General features: G+C 32.2%; 21 protein-coding genes. 9 read left to right on the top strand and 12 right to left on the bottom strand.

The genetic code is table 11. The features are described 5' to 3' along the window. The first annotated feature begins 96 nt into the window (after window positions 1–96). Window positions 97–903: a flagellin gene (locus AAGG74_RS14895; protein WP_429676001.1), complete on the top strand. Its 807-nt coding sequence runs from the start codon at window positions 97–99 to the stop codon at window positions 901–903. Between the two features lie 44 nt (window positions 904–947). Here the strand turns inward: AAGG74_RS14895 and AAGG74_RS14890 are convergent, their stop codons facing one another. Beyond that, the gene (locus AAGG74_RS14890) at window positions 948–2,219 is read right to left on the bottom strand and encodes a replication-associated recombination protein A (RefSeq protein WP_429676850.1); all 1,272 of its coding nucleotides are present in this window, start codon (window positions 2,217–2,219) and stop codon (window positions 948–950) included. A 168-nt stretch (window positions 2,220–2,387) separates the two neighbouring features. Then, a complete protein-coding gene (locus AAGG74_RS14885) occupies window positions 2,388–3,059 on the bottom strand; it encodes a deoxynucleoside kinase (protein WP_429676000.1) in 672 nt (223 codons plus the stop codon). 89 nt (window positions 3,060–3,148) lie between these two features. Between AAGG74_RS14885 and AAGG74_RS14880 the strand changes: the two genes are divergently transcribed. Then, a complete protein-coding gene (locus AAGG74_RS14880) occupies window positions 3,149–3,991 on the top strand; it encodes a hypothetical protein (protein WP_429675999.1) in 843 nt (280 codons plus the stop codon). Window positions 3,992–4,438: 447 nt separating this feature from the next. Here the strand turns inward: AAGG74_RS14880 and AAGG74_RS14875 are convergent, their stop codons facing one another. Further along, window positions 4,439–5,053 carry a hypothetical protein gene (locus AAGG74_RS14875; RefSeq protein WP_429675998.1) on the bottom strand — a complete coding sequence of 205 codons (615 nt, stop codon included), beginning with the start codon at window positions 5,051–5,053 and terminating at the stop codon, window positions 4,439–4,441. Between the two features lie 131 nt (window positions 5,054–5,184). Between AAGG74_RS14875 and AAGG74_RS14870 the strand changes: the two genes are divergently transcribed. Further along, window positions 5,185–6,030 (top strand): hypothetical protein, encoded by an 846-nt coding sequence (locus AAGG74_RS14870; RefSeq protein WP_429675997.1) that lies wholly within the window; start codon window positions 5,185–5,187, stop codon window positions 6,028–6,030. A gap of 213 nt (window positions 6,031–6,243) precedes the next feature. On the opposite strand, the gene AAGG74_RS14865 is transcribed toward AAGG74_RS14870, so the two are convergent. Continuing rightward, window positions 6,244–6,504, bottom strand: a complete 261-nt coding sequence (locus tag AAGG74_RS14865) for a hypothetical protein (protein WP_429675996.1) — start codon at window positions 6,502–6,504, stop codon at window positions 6,244–6,246. 121 nt (window positions 6,505–6,625) lie between these two features. Next, window positions 6,626–7,834 (bottom strand): OB-fold nucleic acid binding domain-containing protein, encoded by a 1,209-nt coding sequence (locus AAGG74_RS14860; protein WP_429675995.1) that lies wholly within the window; start codon window positions 7,832–7,834, stop codon window positions 6,626–6,628. Between the two features lie 125 nt (window positions 7,835–7,959). Here AAGG74_RS14860 and AAGG74_RS14855 point away from each other — a divergent pair, with 125 nt between their 5' ends. After that, entirely contained in the window at window positions 7,960–8,667 is a 708-nt protein-coding gene (locus AAGG74_RS14855) for a sigma-70 family RNA polymerase sigma factor (protein WP_429675994.1), read from the top strand. A gap of 11 nt (window positions 8,668–8,678) precedes the next feature. Here the strand turns inward: AAGG74_RS14855 and AAGG74_RS14850 are convergent, their stop codons facing one another. From AAGG74_RS14850 to AAGG74_RS14835, 4 genes are all read right to left on the bottom strand, one after another. Beyond that, window positions 8,679–9,761 (bottom strand): D-alanine--D-alanine ligase family protein, encoded by a 1,083-nt coding sequence (locus AAGG74_RS14850; RefSeq protein ID WP_429675993.1) that lies wholly within the window; start codon window positions 9,759–9,761, stop codon window positions 8,679–8,681. A gap of 254 nt (window positions 9,762–10,015) precedes the next feature. Then, on the bottom strand, window positions 10,016–10,297 hold the full coding sequence (locus AAGG74_RS14845; RefSeq protein ID WP_429675992.1) for a hypothetical protein: 282 nt from the start codon (window positions 10,295–10,297) through the stop codon (window positions 10,016–10,018). A gap of 122 nt (window positions 10,298–10,419) precedes the next feature. After that, on the bottom strand, window positions 10,420–11,466 hold the full coding sequence (locus AAGG74_RS14840) for an RNA-guided endonuclease InsQ/TnpB family protein (RefSeq protein WP_429675991.1): 1,047 nt from the start codon (window positions 11,464–11,466) through the stop codon (window positions 10,420–10,422). 62 nt (window positions 11,467–11,528) lie between these two features. Next, a complete protein-coding gene (locus tag AAGG74_RS14835) occupies window positions 11,529–13,289 on the bottom strand; it encodes an N-acetylmuramoyl-L-alanine amidase family protein (RefSeq protein WP_429675990.1) in 1,761 nt (586 codons plus the stop codon). Between the two features lie 160 nt (window positions 13,290–13,449). Here AAGG74_RS14835 and AAGG74_RS14830 point away from each other — a divergent pair, with 160 nt between their 5' ends. Further along, the gene (locus AAGG74_RS14830) at window positions 13,450–14,109 is read left to right on the top strand and encodes a hypothetical protein (protein WP_429675989.1); all 660 of its coding nucleotides are present in this window, start codon (window positions 13,450–13,452) and stop codon (window positions 14,107–14,109) included. A 22-nt stretch (window positions 14,110–14,131) separates the two neighbouring features. On the opposite strand, the gene AAGG74_RS14825 is transcribed toward AAGG74_RS14830, so the two are convergent. Both AAGG74_RS14825 and AAGG74_RS14820 read right to left on the bottom strand, forming a co-directional pair. Next, a complete protein-coding gene (locus AAGG74_RS14825; protein ID WP_429675988.1) occupies window positions 14,132–15,889 on the bottom strand; it encodes a hypothetical protein in 1,758 nt (585 codons plus the stop codon). A gap of 186 nt (window positions 15,890–16,075) precedes the next feature. Next, on the bottom strand, window positions 16,076–16,723 hold the full coding sequence (locus AAGG74_RS14820) for an HD-GYP domain-containing protein (RefSeq protein ID WP_429676849.1): 648 nt from the start codon (window positions 16,721–16,723) through the stop codon (window positions 16,076–16,078). Between the two features lie 190 nt (window positions 16,724–16,913). Here AAGG74_RS14820 and AAGG74_RS14815 point away from each other — a divergent pair, with 190 nt between their 5' ends. From AAGG74_RS14815 to AAGG74_RS14800, 4 genes are all read left to right on the top strand, one after another. Continuing rightward, on the top strand, window positions 16,914–17,819 hold the full coding sequence (locus AAGG74_RS14815; RefSeq protein ID WP_429675987.1) for a tyrosine-type recombinase/integrase: 906 nt from the start codon (window positions 16,914–16,916) through the stop codon (window positions 17,817–17,819). Continuing rightward, window positions 17,764–18,528 carry a hypothetical protein gene (locus tag AAGG74_RS14810; protein WP_429675986.1) on the top strand — a complete coding sequence of 255 codons (765 nt, stop codon included), beginning with the start codon at window positions 17,764–17,766 and terminating at the stop codon, window positions 18,526–18,528. The genes AAGG74_RS14815 and AAGG74_RS14810 overlap by 56 nt, the downstream gene beginning before the upstream one ends. A 65-nt stretch (window positions 18,529–18,593) precedes the next feature. Beyond that, the gene (locus AAGG74_RS14805; protein ID WP_429675985.1) at window positions 18,594–19,343 is read left to right on the top strand and encodes a hypothetical protein; all 750 of its coding nucleotides are present in this window, start codon (window positions 18,594–18,596) and stop codon (window positions 19,341–19,343) included. 79 nt (window positions 19,344–19,422) lie between these two features. Further along, entirely contained in the window at window positions 19,423–20,712 is a 1,290-nt protein-coding gene (locus AAGG74_RS14800; RefSeq protein WP_429675984.1) for a hemolysin family protein, read from the top strand. A gap of 40 nt (window positions 20,713–20,752) precedes the next feature. Here the strand turns inward: AAGG74_RS14800 and AAGG74_RS14795 are convergent, their stop codons facing one another. Beyond that, window positions 20,753–21,376 carry a hypothetical protein gene (locus AAGG74_RS14795; RefSeq protein WP_429675983.1) on the bottom strand — a complete coding sequence of 208 codons (624 nt, stop codon included), beginning with the start codon at window positions 21,374–21,376 and terminating at the stop codon, window positions 20,753–20,755. Between the last annotated feature and the right edge of the window lie 44 nt (window positions 21,377–21,420).

Below are 21,420 nucleotides of genomic sequence, written 5' to 3'. Positions count from 1 at the left end.
ATTGTTAATTTTATCCACTCGAATTAATGACGTTTTTCTTGATGCACTCCTAAAAATACACTAGTATCGAAGTAATTTTTTGGAGGTGAATTTATTATGTTGATAAACAATCATTTATCTAACGTAATCACTAATGATATAAGAATTAGTGAAAATAGCTATAACAAAATAGCCAATACTCTTTCCACTGGATTAAGGATTAATTCAGCTTCAGATGATAGTAGTGGTCTCAGTATCGCAGAAAGGATGACTGCGATCGGAAGAGGGAAGAGCGCCTCAATTAGAAATATCCAGGATGGTTTGTCCTTTTTGCAAATAACAGATGGTGCAATTTCATCGATGGTTGATATGTATCAAAGGATAAGAGAACTTGCAGTTCAAGCGGATAATGGTACATATTCAGCAAAGGATCGGGCAAGTATGCAAAAAGAGGTGAAATCATTATTAAATCAGATTGATAACTTAGCGGATAACACAACATTTAACGGGATTAAGATATTTGAAAGTGATGACAATGATTTGGTTTTACACGTAGATGAAACGAGTAAAGGGACAATGGACATCAGAATGTATGATCTTACAACTGCTGGTGTTGGGATTGACTGGATCAGCGTGGAAACAGGGGCTCAATATGCTATAGACGCTGTTGATTCAGTTATAAGCCAAATTAGTGATATGCGTGCAGATTATGGAGCTTATATGAACAGACTTCAATTCAAACTTGATAATCTAAGTGATTCTTCTATCCAAAATAGTTCGTCGAAAAGCAGGATAGAAGATATTGATATGTCCGCAGCTATGAGTGATTTGACGAAATCTGAATTAAAGTTTAATACTGCGAATACAATTCTGACAAAGAATTTTCAGTATCGAAAAGCAGCAATGCAAATACTAATGCAATAATTGCGTTGTTTTTTATAGATGATAAAAAAGAGAAGTGAATTATATCACTTCTCTTTTGCATTTAATATAATTCGATGGATTTCAGAAAAAGCTTTTTCGTGTCCAGAATCGTTAGGATAATAAAAACGGTTGTTTTTAATTTGGTCGGGTAAATATTGTTGATTAACCCAAGCTCCTACTTTTTGAACTGGATAATCGTGAGGATATTTGTATCCTTTTATTCCAAGAGATTTTGCACCAGCGTAGTGAGCATCTTTAAGGTGATTAGGAGGCTCGTAGGAGTGACCCGATCTAATTAATGATAGGGCTGAATCAAGTGCTTTATAAGCACTGTTTGATTTGGGAGATAAACACATTTCAATAACAATTTTACTTAGTGGTATGCGACATTCAGGTAGACCAAGCTTTTCACTAATTGTTATAGCTGTTAAGGCGTGTGTAGAGACATTTACATTGGCCATACCGATATCCTCATCCGCGATCACTAATAACCTTCTATGAATGCTATTTAGATCTCCTGACTCCAATAACATTCCTAAATAATAAAGGGCTGCATCCGGGTCACTGCCTCTAATTGATTTTTGTAAAGCTGACATCAAATTATATCTAGAGTTTTCACCGTTATAATTAAGATGTTTGCGTTCTGAAAAGCTCTCAATAAGTTCTGTATTAATGGATACTTTATTATCTTTTATATTTGAAATCACTAAAGTCTCTAATAAATTTAGAGCAGAACGCATATCACCATTTGTGGTTTCCGTTAGAAAAGTTAATGAATCGTCTGTATAGTTAATATCATATTGGCCCAATCCATTTTCTTTATCTACTATAGACCGCTTAATACCTTCCAAAATTTCCTTATGTGACAAAGGTTTCAATTCAAATATGCTTGAGCGGCTAATGATGGCAGCTGGTAAAGAGTGAAAAACGCTCTCTGTTGTTGATCCGATAACAATAAGATCTCCAGACTCCATAAAAGGTAGTAAATACTCGATAACATTTTTAGAAAACCTGTGAATTTCATCAATATATAACAGTATAGAAGTGTCCATCTCTTTTGTTTCTTTAGCGATGGACTCTAAATCTTTTTTCCCGGATGTGACTGCGTTAATGCTTCTAAACGGAATTTCAGTGCTTCCGGCGATTGATTGCGCAATAGTTGTTTTGCCTATACCAGGTGGGCCAAATAAAATCATAGAAGCCAGTTGTTTATTCTCGACCATTCGTCTGATCGGTTTGTTTTTTCCTAATAAATGAATCTGGCCGATTACGTCATCTATATTAGAGGGGCGCATTCGGTAAGCTAAAGGGCGCATTTTATTCAAAAAGGTCACTTCCTAAAATAGATCTAAAGATGAAAGCATAACTTTAGAGTTACATCTTCGAAGAATTAATATATATCACAAACTCATTGAGTTTATAGAAAGTAGAAGCTTATATATATGCTTCTACTTTTTTGTCAATCCCTAGAACAACAAAAGAGATCATCCCTTAAAAGTTCGGTAGAATTGCTCGCCCTTATTTTTTAAGTGGTCCTCGATTAGTAAATCGAGTTCTTTTTTTAGAGAACCTAACTTTTCAGGATTGGTAACAAAGTCCACAGAATCTCCATCGATTTCTAATGTACTTGTCCCTGGTAACACTTTTTTGACATTGGCAAAAGAATGTCGATAATCATCAGATAACTGGCGAATATAATTCGGATCTATACCTTTTTCAATGATTCTTCCTCGTTTTTTAATTCGAGACATAATTGTATCTAGCGAGGCATTTGAATATATTACGATATCAGGGTTTGGTAGTCCTTCGAGTAAAGTATGGAATAAGGTGTTGTATTTTGAGAAATCTTTCTCTTTTAACGTTCTTTTCGCAAACAATAAGTTTTTGAAAATATGGTAATCAGAGATAACCATATTACCTTCTGATAATATTGCTTCCACTCTTTCTAATTGCTTATAACGATTGCAAAGGAAAAATACTTCAGTTTGAAATCCCCAGTGATCCGGATCGTTGTAAAACTTCTCTAAGAAAGGATTTTCTTCAACTATTTCTTTTAGTAGGTGAGCTCCGTTATAAGTTTCTGACAAAGCTGTTGAAATTGTTGTCTTTCCTATACCGATTGGTCCTTCGACGGCGATAAATAATGGCTTTTTCATAACGATGAATCCCCCTAAGAAATTTTAATTTTGTAAATTATAAGTTGTAAATTAGACAAAAGGAAAGAGGAGGAGAGGGGAGAAAGATGTTGAAAGAGGTGAAAAGAAAAATGGATTATACAATCGAAAGTCAACTAATAAGAACTTTAATTGCTACTGCGATAGTGGCGTGCTTATATTTATTATTGAACAGAGGGCTAAAAAAGGTTTGTGACAGAATAGATGATCATTATTATGTAACTACGCTAAGAAAAGTAGGCCAAAATTTTATTCAATACAGTTTCTTTTTAATTTACTTGGTTTATATCATTAGTGTGTTTGTAAACGTTGCACAGATTGTTTTTGTTGTTGCAGCATTTATTTTAACGCTTATGTTTATTTTAAAATCAAAAATTGTTTCGATTGTGACGGGGCTATATCGAATTTTATCGGGGATTATATCAGTCAATGATGATGTCATTATTAATGGGACTGTGAAGGGGACGGTGCGAGAAATATCCCTAAATACCATCAAGATTTTTGGAGATGAAAATTCAGTCACGGTATTAGACCACACAGAAATTAAAACAATAGAAAAATTATTCAAAGGGCTAAAAGAAGTTAAAGCAACTGCAATAATAAGTTTCCGAGAAGACCCGGAAAAAGTAGAAGACATACTAATAAAACTGACAACTAAGATAAATGAAAAGTTTTCATCTTACTTAATAAAAGTTGATGAAGAGAAAATGTTGGAGAAGTTCACCTATGAAGGAATAACAAAACTTAATTCAGGATATCAAGGAATTGAATATACAATTAGAGGGACAGTTTACTCTGATGATTATGATGATATCAAACGGAAAATTGATAGGGAATTGGCGATATGTATATATAAAAATAGACTAAAAGTGTTTGAGCAAAATGTGTTCTTTAAGACTAGAGCAGAAAAATAACGGTTAAAACCGTTATTTTTTTAATACTGCTCCGAGTAAATAATTCACTTTGAAAATTTCTATACCAATATCTAATAAAATAAAGAGATGATCTCGTATCTTGCTTGATATTGCTTTACATAAGAAAACAATTCATTCATAAATTGAAGACAGTTATCAACATTCATAATCTCTAAAGATAACGAAAAAGTCATTTTAAAAAAATAATCTTTTTCCACGATCAGAATGCAAAGTCCTGGGTATCTATCTGCGCTAAACAATTCATTTAATTGTGAATAAATTTTAGTAGGAATCATAAATTTAGGTATATCCCATTGGATTGAAAATTGAGTGTTTTTTTCTAAACTTAATACTTTGCCTATTCTTATATGGTTATTATTTTTATTGAGGTCTTTGACGAACGTTTCTAACTCAAAAATTATGTTCATTTATATTGTCCTTTCAGGGTCAATATTTGGAGGAAAACATACTTATAAGTAAGTATTTATTCAAAAGAGAAATTAATGTTGAGGTAATCTCATCCAAACAACTTTCCTTTAGGAGAGCTGGTATAAACCAAAAACCATCGTCTAAGACAACTAGCTTTGTGCCTGATTTAGAATTGAAATAATCATCTATTTTTATGATCTTTGAATATCTATCGAAATAAATATTCACTTTATTTTTAAAGTGAGAAGAAAAGTGAGAACGCAAATAATGAATAATATGCTCCTGTAATTCAATTCCTTTCAACTTAATATCTAATCGGCCGCAAGGAAAGTTATATTTAGACGTGATAAATTCAAGGTTAAATGAAGTGAGAGTGTTTGGTGTTTTTATATTTATGGAAGGGCAAGAGTTCTGATTAATATTATAAGGATGTAAGATCCAACTCTCGATAAAGTAATCTTCGTTGGCGGAAAAGGAAAGTTTAACAAAAAAGTCATTTTCAACAGCATTTAATTCAAAAGGGAATTTATTTTTTTGAAACTGAAGATAGGAAGTTTCTTCGGAACAGGAGTGTCTATATCTAATCAAATTGTTATATGGAAACATTCCTAAATCTTCGAATAGTAAATTCAATTTTAAGCCTCCAAACCATTTTTCGAAACATTTTATTCCCTAATCGTCTGAAAAACAAGAAAAGAAAAAGGAAGCTTTTTCGAAACAATTAATTTTAGTAGTAGATAAATATATCCGAGGAGGAATGAAAGTTGTTTAAGAAGAGATATCTGCTACTAGGTGCAGCAGTTCCTTTTGTTATGTTGAATGGGTGTGCTATTGGGGAAAATGCTGAAGACAAAAGTGTACCAATTGAAAAAGTTGATATGTCTAGATATGAGAAAAAAGCGGAAGAAGGGCTATATAAAGGGAATCTAAACGAAAAATTTGTAGACATTAACGTTAACGGAAAGCTAAAAACATATTATGTACAAAAGGATATGCTGAGCTACCTTAAAAATCTAAGAGATGGTGATAACGTTAAATTCATTGCAGGTATCAATGAAAAAACGGGACAAAATGAACTTTACTCTATTTCTCAAATCAATGGGAAAGACATATCCATTAGTAAACCAGTGAAAAACAAATTAGAAACGAATTCAAAAAAACATATAGATAATAAAAAAGAAAATAAAGAAAAAACTAATATGGAAGTGGTATATCCAAAAACCACTAAGATAATGAACGCGGTTAAGGAAAATTTCTTTTCAGGAAAGTTTAATGTTTTGGAAACATACAATTGGGATGGAGAAATATTATCAAATGGCGACATAGAAATCCGATTCGCTCAAATAAAAGATACACCTGAAGATGATGTACAAAAAGAAAGATGGCGTGCAGCTGATACTTTAAAAGAAACTGGTGATTTGAAAGAGCAAGATGAAACTAATAGAAAAGGCGTTAAATTTATTTTCTATGCAAGAAGTGATAGTGAGTATAAAGAGATAATGGTGATTAAAAATAAATACGGTTATTTCAGGGTTGAAACCGATACTCCAAAAAAAGAGAAAGACAATGTTATTGCAGAATTAACGGCGATGCTTAATTCAATTAAATAATACAAAGAAGAGGAGGGGAAATGAAAAAAATATCTTGGATCTTGATAATACTAGTTATATTAATAATATCCGCGATTGCATACACAATAAGTAATACCCACGAAATGACTCCTGGTGACAAGATAAAATTTGTTTATACACAAAAAAACGAAAAATAAAAAAGCCTTTTAGGGCTTTTTGTTTGTGAAATGGTTGAATTAACTCTTCCTGAAATTAAGCAACATTTTGAGTTAAAAGCAATGGGAAGCGTGTTCCGAAGGTTCGTATTGCTGTCGTTTCTCCTGTGTCAGTATTTTTAACTACAATCGAAAAGCTATGATTTTTGATGAGCGAATAAAATTCGTCAGAAAACCACTTTGCTCGGATAATATGTAAATAGGTTTCATTAGGTAGTTCGTATACTGGCAGAGAAAGAACTTCTTCGTATTCAACTTCTTCGTTATCCCAATTAATCGTAAAAGTTTGCACTATCATAGTCGGATACCTCCTTTGAAACTAAATAAGTTCTTTCAAGAACATTTTAGAATAAAAATGATCGAAATTAAAAAAAAACATAAAAAAGGTAATCCTTTTTAAAAAGGATTACCTTTGATTTTTATTTCTCGTTTGCATATTTACTGTCTATATAATCACAAAAATGAACTAACCATTCGTTAGAAGTGGTAGGAACTTTGGTGCTGTTCCAATCGATCCTTCCGTGATGACTTTGAATGCAACCTATTACATCCAACCAAAAAGTATGATGTATTTCTTTATAAATTCCTGAAAGCCAGTATTTATAAACAAACATAACCCCTAAAGTGATATGACCAATAGAAGAACCAAGCGGATCCATAGAGACGCCAAATTGTTTTGTGGCCATAGGGATTTCAGATGTTGGGAACCAGAGTTTATATTTTAATTCGCTATCGCCGTGATGAGTATATTCCAATAATTTTCCTATGTCGTGAAATAGAATCGAAAAAATGACTACATCACGATCATATGGATCTTTACAACGAAGTAAAGAATCGATAAGTTTCGTAAGATGATCTTCTTTTTCATAGAATGCGGTAAAAGCTTGAATTTCTTCTTTGCGTTGTTTTTTCTTTTCGTTCCATAAGGCCTTGTTCGTTAAGTTATAAACATAAAAAAGTAAATTTTCTCGTTTATCGTAATCATCTATATTTAAGTATGTATGTGCGATTCGCATTAATTCTACTTTATGCTGTAAAAGGCCTCCGAGTTGAAAATGGTGATGTCCTTTGGCAGCTGGTCGAATTGAAAAGAATTCCCAAACATCTTTTAAAATATCTAATGCAAGTTTTTTGACCTCTTCAGATAAAGTTGAGATGTAATATAATAATTCATTTCTTAGATCAGTTCGTGACTCAGTTATAAGTGGTAATAAATCTTCAGGTTTTGCGTCGTGTATAGGAACATAACGATCAATTACAATAGAAAATTTACCACTTCCTTTTGGCCATTCGTTCCATTTGCCAGATACTTTGTAGATTTTATGTTCTTCGAAATCTGAAATAACCTCATTAAAATTAACTTTATTAGAAGACCACATTTTAGCTTGGATGGTTCCGGAGCTATCTGTAACTTCGCACTTCAAATAGTTATTTATAACTTCTGCGTTATCAATTCCAAAAATCAAATCATTGAATTGATCATTATCACTAATTGTTGTTGGATCATATGATATGCCGCTGTTTTTCCAATCTTCTATAGGAAAATCTGATAAAGGAAGGTTAGTGGTTTCAAAAACTGGTTTTTCAAATGATTTTTCATTAAATAAATGTTGTTTATAAATACTCATTTATTACATCCTTTCTCCTTATTGATTTTAATTTTATCATAACAACTGTTTATTTATATTTTTTTATTAAAAAATTAATATTTCCAATAAAATATAAAAAACAAAATTGATAAGGATGAATAAAAATGATAAAGACTCAGCAGAAAGAGCAAGATATATTGTTTGAGTCAGTACTCGAACAATACAAAGATATGATTTGGGATATAAGCAGAAAATACAGATATAAAACAAAAACGCTAAATATTGATGAATTATTTCAGTTTGGAATGTTCGGTCTGTGGAAAGCTATTATTAATTTTGATCCAACAAAAAAGTACAAGTTCTCCACATATGCTTCTCATAACATTTCTGGTCATATTTTAAATGGCATAAATAAAGAAAAACAAAATGATCTCCCGAGGAATAAACAATCAATAAAAGAGAGGGTATTGTATTTTATTGATCTAAAAGAAATTGAAGGGTGGACGTGGAAAGAAACGCAGAGACAGAGCGGATTTACTGAAAAAGAATGGAGAGATTTCACTACTTGGAATCAAGAAAAGGTTTATCTTCATAGTAAGCAAAGGATTTCAGATAATGATGATGTTGAACTTATTCATCTAATACCTGGAGATCTAGGAATAGAAGAAAAAGTTATTGAGAAAGAAACTGTTAATGAAATTTATTCAGCTCTCGATGAACAAGAAAAGATAATCTTCAAAATTAGATATATAGAAGGCTATAACAAATCTGAAAGTGCAAAAATTCTAAATATCCCAAAGACTACATTCAGTAGGAAAGAAGAGAAAATCTTAAATAAAATTGTAAATCAAAAAGACCTCACATATATGTAAGGTCTTCTTTTTTACAATTCTTTTGTCGAAAAAACATTAGAATCTATGGAAAAATTATATCTCTTTTTATTTTTGTGATTTTCATAAGCTAAATCAATCAATTTAGTGATTAAATCAGTGTAGGGGATGCCGATTTCATTGAATAACATTGGATACATACTGTGTTTTGTGAATCCAGGTAGTGTGTTTATTTCATTGCACATAACTTTTTGATTATTTTCATCATAGAAAAAGTCGATTCGAGATAATCCCTTTACATTAATAACTTTTGCCACCTTAGAGGCCAGTTCTTTAACCCTAACCACAACATCTTCAGATAGTTCTGCTGGTATCATTAACTTGTTTTGATTGGTAGAGTGATACTTTGCATCATAGTCATAAAAATCCGCACTAGTAGCAATCTCACCGACTACAGATAAAGTGTAAGGACCGTTGCCAAGAACGCCGATTTCGATTTCTCTAGCCTTGATAAACTCTTCGATAACTATTTTATTGTCGTGATTAAAAGCGACTGATACTGCATTATAAAGTTCTCTACGATTATTTGCTTTGCTAATTCCAACACTCGAGCCTAAGTTTGCAGGTTTAACAAAACAAGGATAACCGAAATTTTGTTCGATTTCGTTCAGAATGCCTTCTTTTGAATTGTAATATTCTGTTTCGTAATAACAAGAGTATTTCCCTTGAGGAATGTTGTTAGCAGCGAACAAGTCTTTCATAACGCCTTTGTCCATACCTACAGCTGAGGATAGTACATCACAACCAACATAAGGTATATTAGCAATTTCAAGTAACGCTTGAAAATGGCCATCTTCTCCGAATGGTCCGTGTGTAATTGGGAAGACAACATCTACTTTGGATTTCAATTCAAAAGGATTGAATGTTGTAGAATGGATAACAATAATTTGAGTATCTACCTTGGGAGGAGCATATAAAGTGCTTTGCTCGTACCAATTATTATTCTTATCAATATAAAACGGTTTGGCCTCAAAAAGATCGTAATTTATATTAGTCAAAATACTAAATGCACTTTTAATGGAAACCTCGTGTTCCCCAGATGCCCCGCCAAAAATAACTGCTAGTTTACGTTTCAAAAAAGACACTCCTTATTTATTCATTTGTTGAAAATTTAAATGATGTTACCTGGTTTCTATATGCATCCCTTAGTTGGAAGTCCAACTCGCGAGGATAAATATACTGGATATGGCCGCATTCATCGCATATTAACACAGGAACGCCCTTAATCTCAATTTCTTTCCCAAACATTGAATGGGTTACATCTTTATTTTGAAGATGTAAATTGCCAACACTGTTACATCCTTTGCAAACGCTCATTACATATTCGCTCCTAACTACAAAACTCTTTTTTATAAAATACAGTTTTTAATTCTTTTCTAATCAAAGGAGAGTATGAATTCAAAAACATATTAATATTTTTTTGTTCTAGCCATTTATAATTTCGTTTAGTAGAGTTAATAAACCAATAAATGAGCAATGAATCAATTAAATCATCTTCGTTTTCATATATTTCCAAAGACATACCTTTGTTCTTTTTAATAAAAGAACTTGTTTGAATGTTAATTGTTTTCTTTAGACTGATTTTTATGTTTTTTGGTATATTCTTATCCAATATCAAATAATTCACCTATTTTATGATTAAAAAGGAGTGATAAACACTCCTTCGAATCCGCTACTCTCGTGGCGTGCTATAAAGCTTCCGACATAAGCCGGCAATGACCCTTCGCCCAAGGGTTATGTTTTATGTAGATTAGCTAAGTATAAGTGTTTTGCTCTTTGTTCGATATTAAGAGATGCATTAAAGTCCCGATCAATTTTGCTTCCGCATTTTGTGCAGCAATATGTTCTAATATGGACTGGCATCATTTTTCTATTTCCACAAGCAGAACACAACTGACTGGAAGGATAAAATCTCTCAACCTGAATGAGATGTTTTCCTTTTTCTTCACACTTATACTGTAACATCTCGATAAATTCTCCCCAGCTTACATCAGATAAACTGTTCCGGAGATGTTTCTTTTGTTGAAGCTCTTTTATATTTATACTTTCAATACCTATTACGTCATAGTGACTAGTAAGGTAGCTGGTTAGTTTATGTAAAAAATCTATTCTTTGATTATGGAGCTTCGTATACAATTTATTAATCTTTTCTTTCTGTTCGAACCAATTTTTAGAATTCCTTTGTTTTATGGACAATTTTCTTTGCTCTTCGGATATTTTTTCTTTTAATTCGTCATAAAACCTTGGATTTTCTATAACTTTTCCATTGGATAAGAAAGCAAAGCTTTTCAATCCAACATCAATACCTAGCGGTTTTAAGTTTTCTTTTATTTTTAGTGGTGGTTCTTTTGATATTAAAAAATTAATGTACCAATTTTTCTTTTTAAAATACAGTTCTATTTTGAATATTTTGCTTGGCATTTCTCTTCGGTGAGATAATTTTATATTTTGGCAGAAGGGGAGTGAAACTGTATTCGTTTTTATGTCGTATGCGAATTGCTTAAAACTAATGGGGTAGGAACATTCAAAATGTGAAGATTTTTTTTGCAAGTTGGTTAAGACTTGGGGGAAAATGATTTCAGTAAACATTGGGGTAAATGAGTATTTTTCGAATAATATTGATGTTTGATTACGAAGTTGAGCCAAAGATAATGTAGGATTCTCTGAAAGGATAGGAGAGAGGTGTTTAAAGGTGAAATATACATATTTATTTAAATGGTTGAACGTTACTTGCTGTTTTTTTGTTAATTTTAATAAAAATTTATAACTTCTAAAAAGCATTTGAACACACCTTATTCTGTTATGTGAAAAATAGCCTACCGATAAAGGTAGACTATTATTTATTATTCAAAGTATTCTTGAATTCCTTCTGCAATAGCTTTTGCAAATTTATCTTGGTATTGAGAACTTCCGAGTTTGGAAGCATCGCTTTTATTTGTGACAAATCCAGTTTCAACTAATGTTGAAGGTACTGTGCTTCCTCTTAGGACAGCAAAGTTAGCGTATGAAACTTGACGAACCTTCATACCTACATCTTCTCTGAATTCATTTGCAATGTTACTAGCAAGTTGTTTGTCTCCACGACTGCTATTGTAATAATATGCTTCTGATCCGCTTGCTGAAGATGAACCGGAGTTAGCGTGAATACTAATAAACGCGTCAGCACCCATTCTTGTTGCCAGTGCAGGGCGGCAAGATAAATCTTGTCTATATCCAGCTGTAGAACAAGCTGTATCACTTGTACGAGTCATAATAACGTGAGCACCTAAAGATTGCAGTTTGTCTCTTGTCTTTAATGCGATTTGTAAGTTAACGTCTTCTTCGTCAACAATACCTTGAGCTCCGGCATATGGACCACCGTGACCAGGATCAAGTGCAATCAATTTTCCTTTTAAACTTCCGCTGGATTTTGCAGGAGTTGAACTGGAAGATGGTTTAACAAAAGACAGATAATTTACGTTCGCATATCCTGTATGACCACCATATTGCACTTTTCCCCATCCGTTTGACACATCAGATACTTTAACACTAACTCCGTATGGCATATTTACAACGATTTTATTCGAAATGCCTCTTCCGGATCTTAAATTCAAACCATCAGGTGAGATAACATATTTAGTTTGAGATTGCCCAGATGTCGTTGTTGAATTTGACAAGTTGGAAGGAGAAGTGCTGCTCGTTTTTGAAAGGTACTTGGAATTCACATAACCGTTTTTTCCTGAAGCTGTTACGTAAGCCCAATCTCCTTTATAAGAATGAACAACAACATCTGTTCCTTTCTTCAGGTAATCAACAGCTTTGTAGTTTGCACTTGGACCATTTCTCATCGTTAACCAATAAGCTGAAACTTCTTTTATTTCGGATGAAGTTGAAGAAGTTGTTGAATTACTTGAGGAGGAGTTTACTGTTTTTGTTAAGTATTTTGAGTTTACGTAACCGGTTTTTCCATTTACAGAAACTTTACTCCAACCTCCTGATGTAGAAAGAACATTTACTTTCGTATCTTTTTTCAACCAATCAATAGCTTCGTTGTTTGCATTCGGTCCAGTACGAAGCGTTAGAGAATATGCGTTTACTTTATATGAGTTTGAAGAATTGGAAGTTGTCCTAACAGTAGTTGAAGATGAAACAGAAGTTGATGATAAGTACTTGCCGTTTACATAACCCGTTTTGCCATTAGATGATACTTTAACCCAATCTCCACTGGCTGATGATAAAACGGTCACTTTTGTACCTTTTTTTAACCAATCAATAGCTTTATTGTTTGAGCTAGGACCAGAACGCAAAGTCAATGAATAGGCTGTGACAGTGCTAGTATCTGAACTAGAAATATGTTTTAGATACTTGTCATATACATAACCTGTTTTGCCATTATTAAATTGTACATAATCCCATTGACTGCCGTCTTTTATAACATTGACAATCTGTCCTTTCTTCAGCCAATCAACTATTTTATAGTTTGAACCAGGTCCAGATCTTACATTTAACGAATACGAAGTAACCTCGCTTTGTGTTTGAGCGCTTACTTGATCTGCCGATTGAATTAGTGCTGCTGACGGAATCACTAGAGACAAAGCCATAACACCTTGTGTGATTTTATTCAAAAAAATTCGCCTCCTTGGTCCTAAATGGACATCCTACTTTGTGCTTTTTAGTGAGACGAAATTGACTTCCTTTAAAAAAACAGAAAAATAAATTTTGTTTTGTTTATTTTTTTAATCAGAATAAATGTTGTAAAATAAATAAAAAATAAGGAGGAAACGGATGAATACTACAGATAAAATGGATTTATGGGGTAAAATAAAAAAACTGAATTTTAATAGCCCTGTAAAAAAAGAATTGTTTTATATGATTGATGAATATATTGATAGGATAGAATTTGTGAAGGATCATATTGGTCTTAGAGATTTTATGTTTATAGCTGAAGAGGGGACGGAACATATTTTTGTAAGTAATTTCTTTGTTGCAATTGATGTAGAATGTGAAAAGTCGTTTTCATATGAACAAAACTTAAATTTATTTTTAGAGAAATGTATATACAATAGAACAATTAAAGCCTTACATACTCTTTTAAATTTTTTCGAAAATACGGACCGTATTTTATATGTTGGTGTGGGTTTTAAGGGTGTAAGTGAAATTGATAAAAGTCAACTGATAGAGAGCTATGTTGGAGGAAACTTTGATACAAGAGAAGAAGCTGAATACAAAATGAGAAAATTCCCTGATTGGTATGATCGTTTCGCAAAACATCCAAAAGACTGTCATTTCCTAACTGTTAAAGCAGAAAGATATATAAATAATGTGCTTAAACCTATGGAAAATGTTAAGCTACAAAAAATTATAAACAATATATTAATGAAAACTAATCTTACGACTGAAGATAAAAATGCGCTTCAGGCAATGGCTGTTCGAATTAAAAAATAATAAAAAAAGACGTGGGGGATATTCACACGTCTTTTTTGCATTGATTTTTTTTTGCCCTATCCATTAAAACTTTAGGAGAAGTAGCAATTTTCTCTTTCTTATTGGCCAAGTATTCATCTATGTCGTAATGTGTTTGCACAGCGTATTCATCCAGTCCTAACGATTTTTTTATTTGAGAAATGAAATCTTGGTATGTTTCTACGGAAAAGCCAAAATAAACATATTTCAATTTAGATACTTTTAAAATTTTGTTTTTTGTATCTACTATCATTTCAAATCGATGCTCCCAGTGGTTCTGACTCCCCAATAAAATTATTATTGATAGCTTCGAGTGATTGATTAAATCCCATAAGTCTTGGCGTTCAAGAGAAAGAGTTAATTTAAACTCTTTTGATCGCGCAATAAGTGGTAATCGAGAAAGAGCATAGTTATAATCCACCAAATTATACTCCTCTTGCCCGTGTTTGAACGAATCGAGTACCAACTTTTTCATAATCTCAATAGTTTGGGTTGTTAGATATTCATATTCGAAGTCATTTTCTCTAAAAATAGATTTTATCCATTCTTGATCAGTCCAAGATAACCAACCATTTATATTTGTTTTATATCGAAAATCATTTTCAAAAATGCGGTCATCAAGCCAATTATCAGGTCTTTTGTATTTGAAGGTATTATCAATGTAAGACTTTAAGAACGTTTCAACTCTTGGGTAAATTAAAGAACCGAAATAACTTAGCATTTGACTAGCAATAGGATAAAGTTTTTTATTTCTTTTATTATATGCTCGGAAATCATCTAGAATAAACTGTTTGAGTATTACATCTTCATTGATTTCTTCCCCAGTATTCATATTGTAGGTTTTATTATTCATAATTGTATCCTTGGTGGGTAAATCGTTAATCATTTCTAAAACTTCTGGTGTGGCCTTATGGTGTTTTTTTATCATTGAATAAAAATCTGTCTGATTGTAGTAATAAAAATCGCGGTGTGCTGCATTGATCGATGATAATAGTAAGATCAAAGATAATTCGTCAATTTCATAGCCATAGCGGATTTTAAAATGAAAAAGCCGTAGCAATGTACTTACTGGTGAAACAGAATGAAAAACTCTTAATACTTTATTTCGTATATCATTTAATCCTGTTTCGTTTACATAGATGATGCCTTGATTATAATAGGCACACCTAAAGCTTAAATCAAAATTGATAATTCTGTTTGGGTTGGCTACAACGAGTTCTATATTTGAACCTTTATGAGTGAATCTATAAACAACATCGATCATATCATTGGGGTATCCAGAGTCGCTGTTATCTTTCCAAGTACAATCTGGAAAGTGATTTTTCAGAACTTTCCCCAACCTGTCATAAGTGGAGCCATAAAAAACATCGTCCAAATCATCATCATATGAATCTAAATTCGAAACAATATCACTACAGATTTTATTACTAACAAAGAAATCGATGTCCCTAGGAGTAAAGGGGGTGTTATGTATGTTGGATATTATTAAATCTGAAATATAACCACCAGCAACAAAAAAATTATCTTTAAAAGTTTCTTTAAAAGCAGATTTATCCTTAAAAATACTTTTTTCTCTTCGATCACCTAGAAAAGCGCATTTTTTAGCTTTCAATTTTTCAAACGCAGAAAGATAAAGATTCTCGAAGAAATTTTCTAAAAATAAGTATGTTTCTTCTAAAAAACGTGGCACTTCCACCTCATAATTAACCCATTTGGTTTGAGGAGTATCCTCAACTAATTCCAAGGCCTCTCTTAGATGCATTGTAATCACTCCTTTTGGCGATGTTTACTAAATTATAAAAGAAGCAATAATCAGATCGTAAAAAAAATGATGGTTTAGACGAGCATTTAAAATATGGGGGGCAAGATTTGGCTTTCTAAGGCATACATTTTTTTATGAAAAAAAGATAGCAAGAAATATATTTTCTCACTATCGAATGAAAAACTGTTATTGAAAGAGATCTAAGATATTCTCGACTTTTTTGATAGGGAAATCATACAGATAATGTTCTACTAATAAATCCATATACATTCTGTGAGAAGGCCTATCTTCACCTAGGTTATGTGCTTTTTTGAGAATGCGCTTGTGAATTGAAACAAAACATTCTATAAGCTCTGGGTCATAACTTATTCCAAGATATTGGCTTAAGTCATTTAATGCTTCTCTTGCAGGTCCGCCTTCTTTATAGCATCGTTTAGACAAATAAGCATCTAAACTGTCCGAGATGCGCGTAATACGGGCATAAAGAGGAATCTCTTTACCATATAAACCCCCAGGATATCCGCTACCATCGACATTGCAGTGGTGGTATCTGGCTGCCTCCACAATTTGAATTTCAGCATTTATTTTCTCGAGTATTTCACTGCCGCCTTGAGCGTGTTTCTTCATTTCGTTGTACATTAACAGGGTATAGGATCCAGGATAATTGATGAAGTCAGAAGACATACCTAATTTTCCTGTGTCGTGAAACAGACCCGCTTCAAATAACAATCTAAGGTCCATTGTATCCTGTATACCAAATTCTTTGCCGATCGAATAATTTATTGCAGCAGTATGAAAAGAAAAAACAAATTGATCCTTATCGTGTTTTTTCAGTAGTTTAATTAAATCTTTTTTGGAGGTGGTTTTTGAAAAATCAATATGGTCATAGTCGTATTTAAACTTCTTGTCGTTATACAGTTGGAATCACCACCTTATAAAAACATATAAACAGTATAATGCCCTTTCTAATTTTTTGAAGTAATTAAACAAAAAAATAAGAAAGTATATAGGAGGGAGTGATAATGTGAAACTAACAGACACTAGAGATTTATACATACAAAATTTATGGAATATTAATTTATCTGAGAGAACAATATCAAACTACAATAAAGAGTTAGGGTATTTTTTCGACTTTCTTTCAACAATCTCTATTGAGACTATAACGGATATAAAAAGCGTTCATATAAATATGTATATCGCCCACTTGGTTAAGAAGGGAAATAAGGCGGCTACGCGAACAAGAAAAAAATCAGTGTTAAAAAAATTCTTTGAATACTGTATTCAGATGGAACTAATAGAAAAAGATCCAAGTGCCGTGATAGGAAAAATAAAAGTTACAGATGCTGATAAAAAGAAAAAGGAGATACTTACATTAAAAGAACAAGAAAAAGTGCTAAAAGCGATTGATAAGAAAAGCACTAATAAACTTAAAAATATTTGCATTTTTAATTTATTTATCTATTGCGGAATCCGAGTAAGCGAACTTTGTGGTTTGCTATGGGAGGATATTGATTTCAAGAGTAAGCTGATTACTATAAGGGGAAAGGGCCGAAAAACAAGAAAAGTTCCACTTGTCAAAGAAGTTGAATCAGATCTGAAACAATTAAAAAAAGAACAAACACCTCGATCTGAATATATATTCACAGCTAAGAAAACAGGGTTACCAATGTCAGATAGAAATGTTAGATCAATTATAAGCAGATATTGTGAGTCGGCCAAAATCTCAAAAAATATAAGCCCACATAGACTAAGAGCAACTGCTGCAACCTCATACCTTCGTGAAGGAGTAAATATGAGATACATTCAAATGCTATTGGGACATAGCACGATGAGTACGACTGCTATTTATTTGAACCCAGAAGAACAGGAAATGAATGACGCAGTTCAAAGTGCAGCTAGAAAAATCAGAAAAAAAGGGAATAAGAAATAAATTCACAAAGAATAAGTTAGAACATTTTATAGAGGTGACCACTTTGGCCAAATCAATAGAGGAACTTTTAACTTACGTAAACGAACTTGAACAAGAAATGAGAGACACTGTAGAAGAATTAAAATTAGTTGCAAAAGAAAATGCAATGTCTCAAATACAAGATCTATTAACAAGAGGTAATAGTGGGGAAGCGAAACAGTTAATCGATGATATAGAAAATCTAGGTTCTCTTTCATTAAATGTGAATATTGGATCCATTAATGAATACATTTTAACTATGCTTAATATGGATTCAGAAAAAAACCGATTCACTAATAATAAAAGCGGAAATCAATTCAATTTTAAAAAAAGTTCAGAAAAAGAAGATGTTAAAGAAGTAATGAAAAGAAAAGGATTTAAGTTTTGTGAATATAAAGAAGGAACTCTAAAATTCGAGAAAGACAGTGATTATTTTTTTACTATTGAAATAGACAATGCGATGAATGATGAGTACATAGAGAATACACTTGATGACACAAATCAATTAACCAATTTAATTTTCATTACCGAAACAGAATATGACAAAAAAGCATTGAAAAATAAAGTTAACAATTGGATAAACAAAAGAGCTGATGGTGAAACTTTGAAAAAATACTTACAAGTACAAGTTGGTTCCTTTGAACATTTAAAACAAAAAGGTACTGTTTTAGAAAAAATGAATTTAGCTTAAGAATTACCAGTGCACAGCTGGTAGTTTTTTTGAATTGTTTTTTATTTGAAAGTAAGGTGATGTTTTTGTTAAGAAAAGGCGTAAAAATATATAAGTTTATTAACAAGATGTCTGCGTTAGATGTGACACATAATCTAGAGTATTACAAGGACAAACAAGAAAAAGATGAGAAAGAATACAAAGGAAATATTGTGATATCGATAACTTCTAGTAACAAATATTTAAAGGCTTACATATCAAAAGCAAAGGCAAAGTCTCTTTTCAGAAGTTTTGTTGATGGAAGTTTTTCGAAGTTATATCCAAATGGGTTTCAAGACTATGGAGGAAGCGTTAGAGACAATCAAGTAATAGCAAGAATATTAAAAATAGAAATGTTAGTAAACGATGATAATAGGAATCCTGGTAAAAAGAAGGTTCAAATTAGATTTACGATTTCAGAAGGACCTGGTGAAAGAACTAAAACCGGTGCGTTTAAATTAAAAGGGAATCCAACAAATTTTGTTCAATCTTATTTAGATCCTATATCTATGAGGGAATGTGCACTAGAAGTGGTTGACTATATTAATTCTGCTGAAATTGCATCGCAATTAATAGGTAGGCCTCTTCATACTCTGACTAGTATCAGTCACGAATCAAGAAATGAATCAGGGATACAACAATTTATCACAGGAATGAAAAATGGAGGGAGTGGAGGAAGAGGGGTTCAAGGAATCATTAATGAAATAAGTGAATTTCGGGATGATGAATTAATTGAATTATACAAAGCAGTACACCAAGAATATAAAAAAAGGGACGCTGAACGGAATAAAGATTAAGCCGGTTTTTGAAACTGGCTTTTTTTTATCAAAAACTAGGATTTAGAAATATAATAGGGAAAATTACTAATTAAGGAGAGTGAATTTTAGCTTTATGGATGATCCATTGCAAATTTTAGCTTTATTTGTGTTAATTTTCATTACTGCATATTTTGTTGCAGCGGAGTTTGCTTTTGTAAAAGTAAGATCAAGCCGAATCGATCAGTTGGTTGCTGAAGGGAATAAGAAAGCGGTTAAGGTGCAAAAAATTCTAAATAGCCTCGATGGATATCTTTCTGCTACTCAACTCGGCATAACCATTGCTTCATTAGCTTTGGGATGGATAGGTGAGTCGGCAGTTCATAGTGTTCTTTCGCCTGTTTTTGATTACATTAAGTTAAGCGAAAACATTACACACCCTTTGAGTGTTGCTGTATCATTTTTATTAGTGACTTTTCTTCACGTTGTTTTGGGTGAGTTATCTCCAAAAACAGTGGCAATCAACAAAGCTGAATGGATTTGTTTAAAGTTTTCCTCGAGCATTATTCTTTTTTATAACGTTATGTATCCTTTTATTTGGTTGCTGAATTCTTCTTCGAATTTGATTGTAAAATCATTCGGGCTAAGAGCTGCTAGCGAACATAGCGAAGAGCACTCTGAAGAGGAAATTAAACTAATTGTATCTTCTAGTAATGATATTAATAGTGATGAAAAAACAATGGTTGAAAAAATATTTGATTTTGACGAAACAATTGCTAGAGAAATAATGGTTCATAGAAAAGATATGAACTGTATATATTTAAATGACTCTTTGGAAGAGATACTTGAATTTATTGAAGATAAAACTTTTTCAAGATTTCCTGTTGTTGGAGTGGATAAGGATGATGTGAAGGGTTACATAAACATAAGAGATTTATATTCCATAAAAAATAAAAAGGTATCCAATCTGGAATCAATCGTTAGGAAAATTCCTAAAGTATATGAATCAACACCGATTAAGAAAGTATTGTCTAAATTAAAAAAAGAAAAGTCGCAAATCGCCGTTGTTCTAGATGAGTATGGTGGAGTGAGCGGTTTGGTGACAATGGAAGATATACTTGAAGAGATTGTAGGGGACATTCAAGATGAGTTTGACAATGAAATTTTCCCAATCGTTAAAGGAAAAAACAGATGGATAATTGAAGGAGATACGCACATTGAAGATGTGGAAAAAGCAATTGGTTTCACATTTGTTGAAAAAAAAGATGTAGTAACAATGGGCGGATTCGTTATGTCTAATTTAGAATCTGAACAAGTTAAGGTCGGTCATAAAATTGAGATCCAAGGAAAGCAAATCGAATTGTTAAAAGTGGAAGAAGACCGGATACTTTCATTAGCAATTCTAAAATAAAAAATTTTTATAAAAAGCGGAGATATTGATCTCTGCTTTTTTATTGTTCATTTTGTTTTAAAGAAACTAATAGAATGGATAATATTCGCTCAACAAATGTATCTAGGAATCGCAAACATACCTTTAAATGATCTGTTATTTCTTTTTCAGAAACACCTATTTTCAAATAAAGAAAATACTGATCTAACACGGGCTTAAAGTACATAGGCAATGCTTGAAAAATGCTTTTTTCGTGAACAACTTCGTTTCTAAACAAATAGATAAAGCTCCAAGTGGGATTGTTGTAAGGAGAGGTGTAACGGTTAAAGATATCCTTCATAGGCTTATTCAACTTGCCGCTATGAAAAATAGAGGAAACTGAAACTTGGGTGTTTTCAATTTCATATTCTAAACAATAGTTTAAGATATGCATTAACATATCGACTGAAGAGCGTGTTGAAACTAAGAAACTTTCTAATTCAAAATAGATAGGCATTAAAGCGAAAAAATCATTTTTTCCGCTTGCCTTTTTTACGGAAAAGCTTATATTGTTCAAATGATAAAGATTCTTTTCTAATTTAAAGATGAGATTTTGAAACAATTCAAGGATTTTTTCCTGGCTGCTTTGTTCTGGAAACCTAGATAATATTTCACGTTGATAAAAATGAATATCGGTTTTATACAAGCAAACACCTCCTTTTGGGGATTTTATTTAATTTTATAAAGAAT

It is taken from the genome of Bacillus mexicanus (assembly GCF_050445615.1).
Classification (GTDB): Bacteria; Bacillota; Bacilli; order Bacillales; family Bacillaceae; genus Bacillus; species Bacillus mexicanus.
Note: the sequence above shows the minus strand (reverse complement) of the source record. Positions and strands in the feature narration are given on the sequence as shown.

Excerpts from the sequence above, each read along its gene's own strand:
- AAGG74_RS14895 (WP_429676001.1), top strand. The coding sequence starts at position 97 with ATGTTGATAAACAATCATTTATCTAACGTAATCACTAATGATATAAGA.
- AAGG74_RS14890 (WP_429676850.1), bottom strand. The coding sequence starts at position 2,219 with ATGCGCCCTTTAGCTTACCGAATGCGCCCCTCTAATATAGATGACGTA.
- AAGG74_RS14885 (WP_429676000.1), bottom strand. The coding sequence starts at position 3,059 with ATGAAAAAGCCATTATTTATCGCCGTCGAAGGACCAATCGGTATAGGA.
- AAGG74_RS14865 (WP_429675996.1), bottom strand. The coding sequence starts at position 6,504 with ATGATAGTGCAAACTTTTACGATTAATTGGGATAACGAAGAAGTTGAA.
- AAGG74_RS14860 (WP_429675995.1), bottom strand. The coding sequence starts at position 7,834 with ATGAGTATTTATAAACAACATTTATTTAATGAAAAATCATTTGAAAAA.
- AAGG74_RS14855 (WP_429675994.1), top strand. The coding sequence starts at position 7,960 with ATGATAAAGACTCAGCAGAAAGAGCAAGATATATTGTTTGAGTCAGTA.
- AAGG74_RS14840 (WP_429675991.1), bottom strand. The coding sequence starts at position 11,466 with ATGCTTTTTAGAAGTTATAAATTTTTATTAAAATTAACAAAAAAACAG.
- AAGG74_RS14830 (WP_429675989.1), top strand. The coding sequence starts at position 13,450 with ATGAATACTACAGATAAAATGGATTTATGGGGTAAAATAAAAAAACTG.
- AAGG74_RS14825 (WP_429675988.1), bottom strand. The coding sequence starts at position 15,889 with ATGCATCTAAGAGAGGCCTTGGAATTAGTTGAGGATACTCCTCAAACC.
- AAGG74_RS14810 (WP_429675986.1), top strand. The coding sequence starts at position 17,764 with ATGACGCAGTTCAAAGTGCAGCTAGAAAAATCAGAAAAAAAGGGAATA.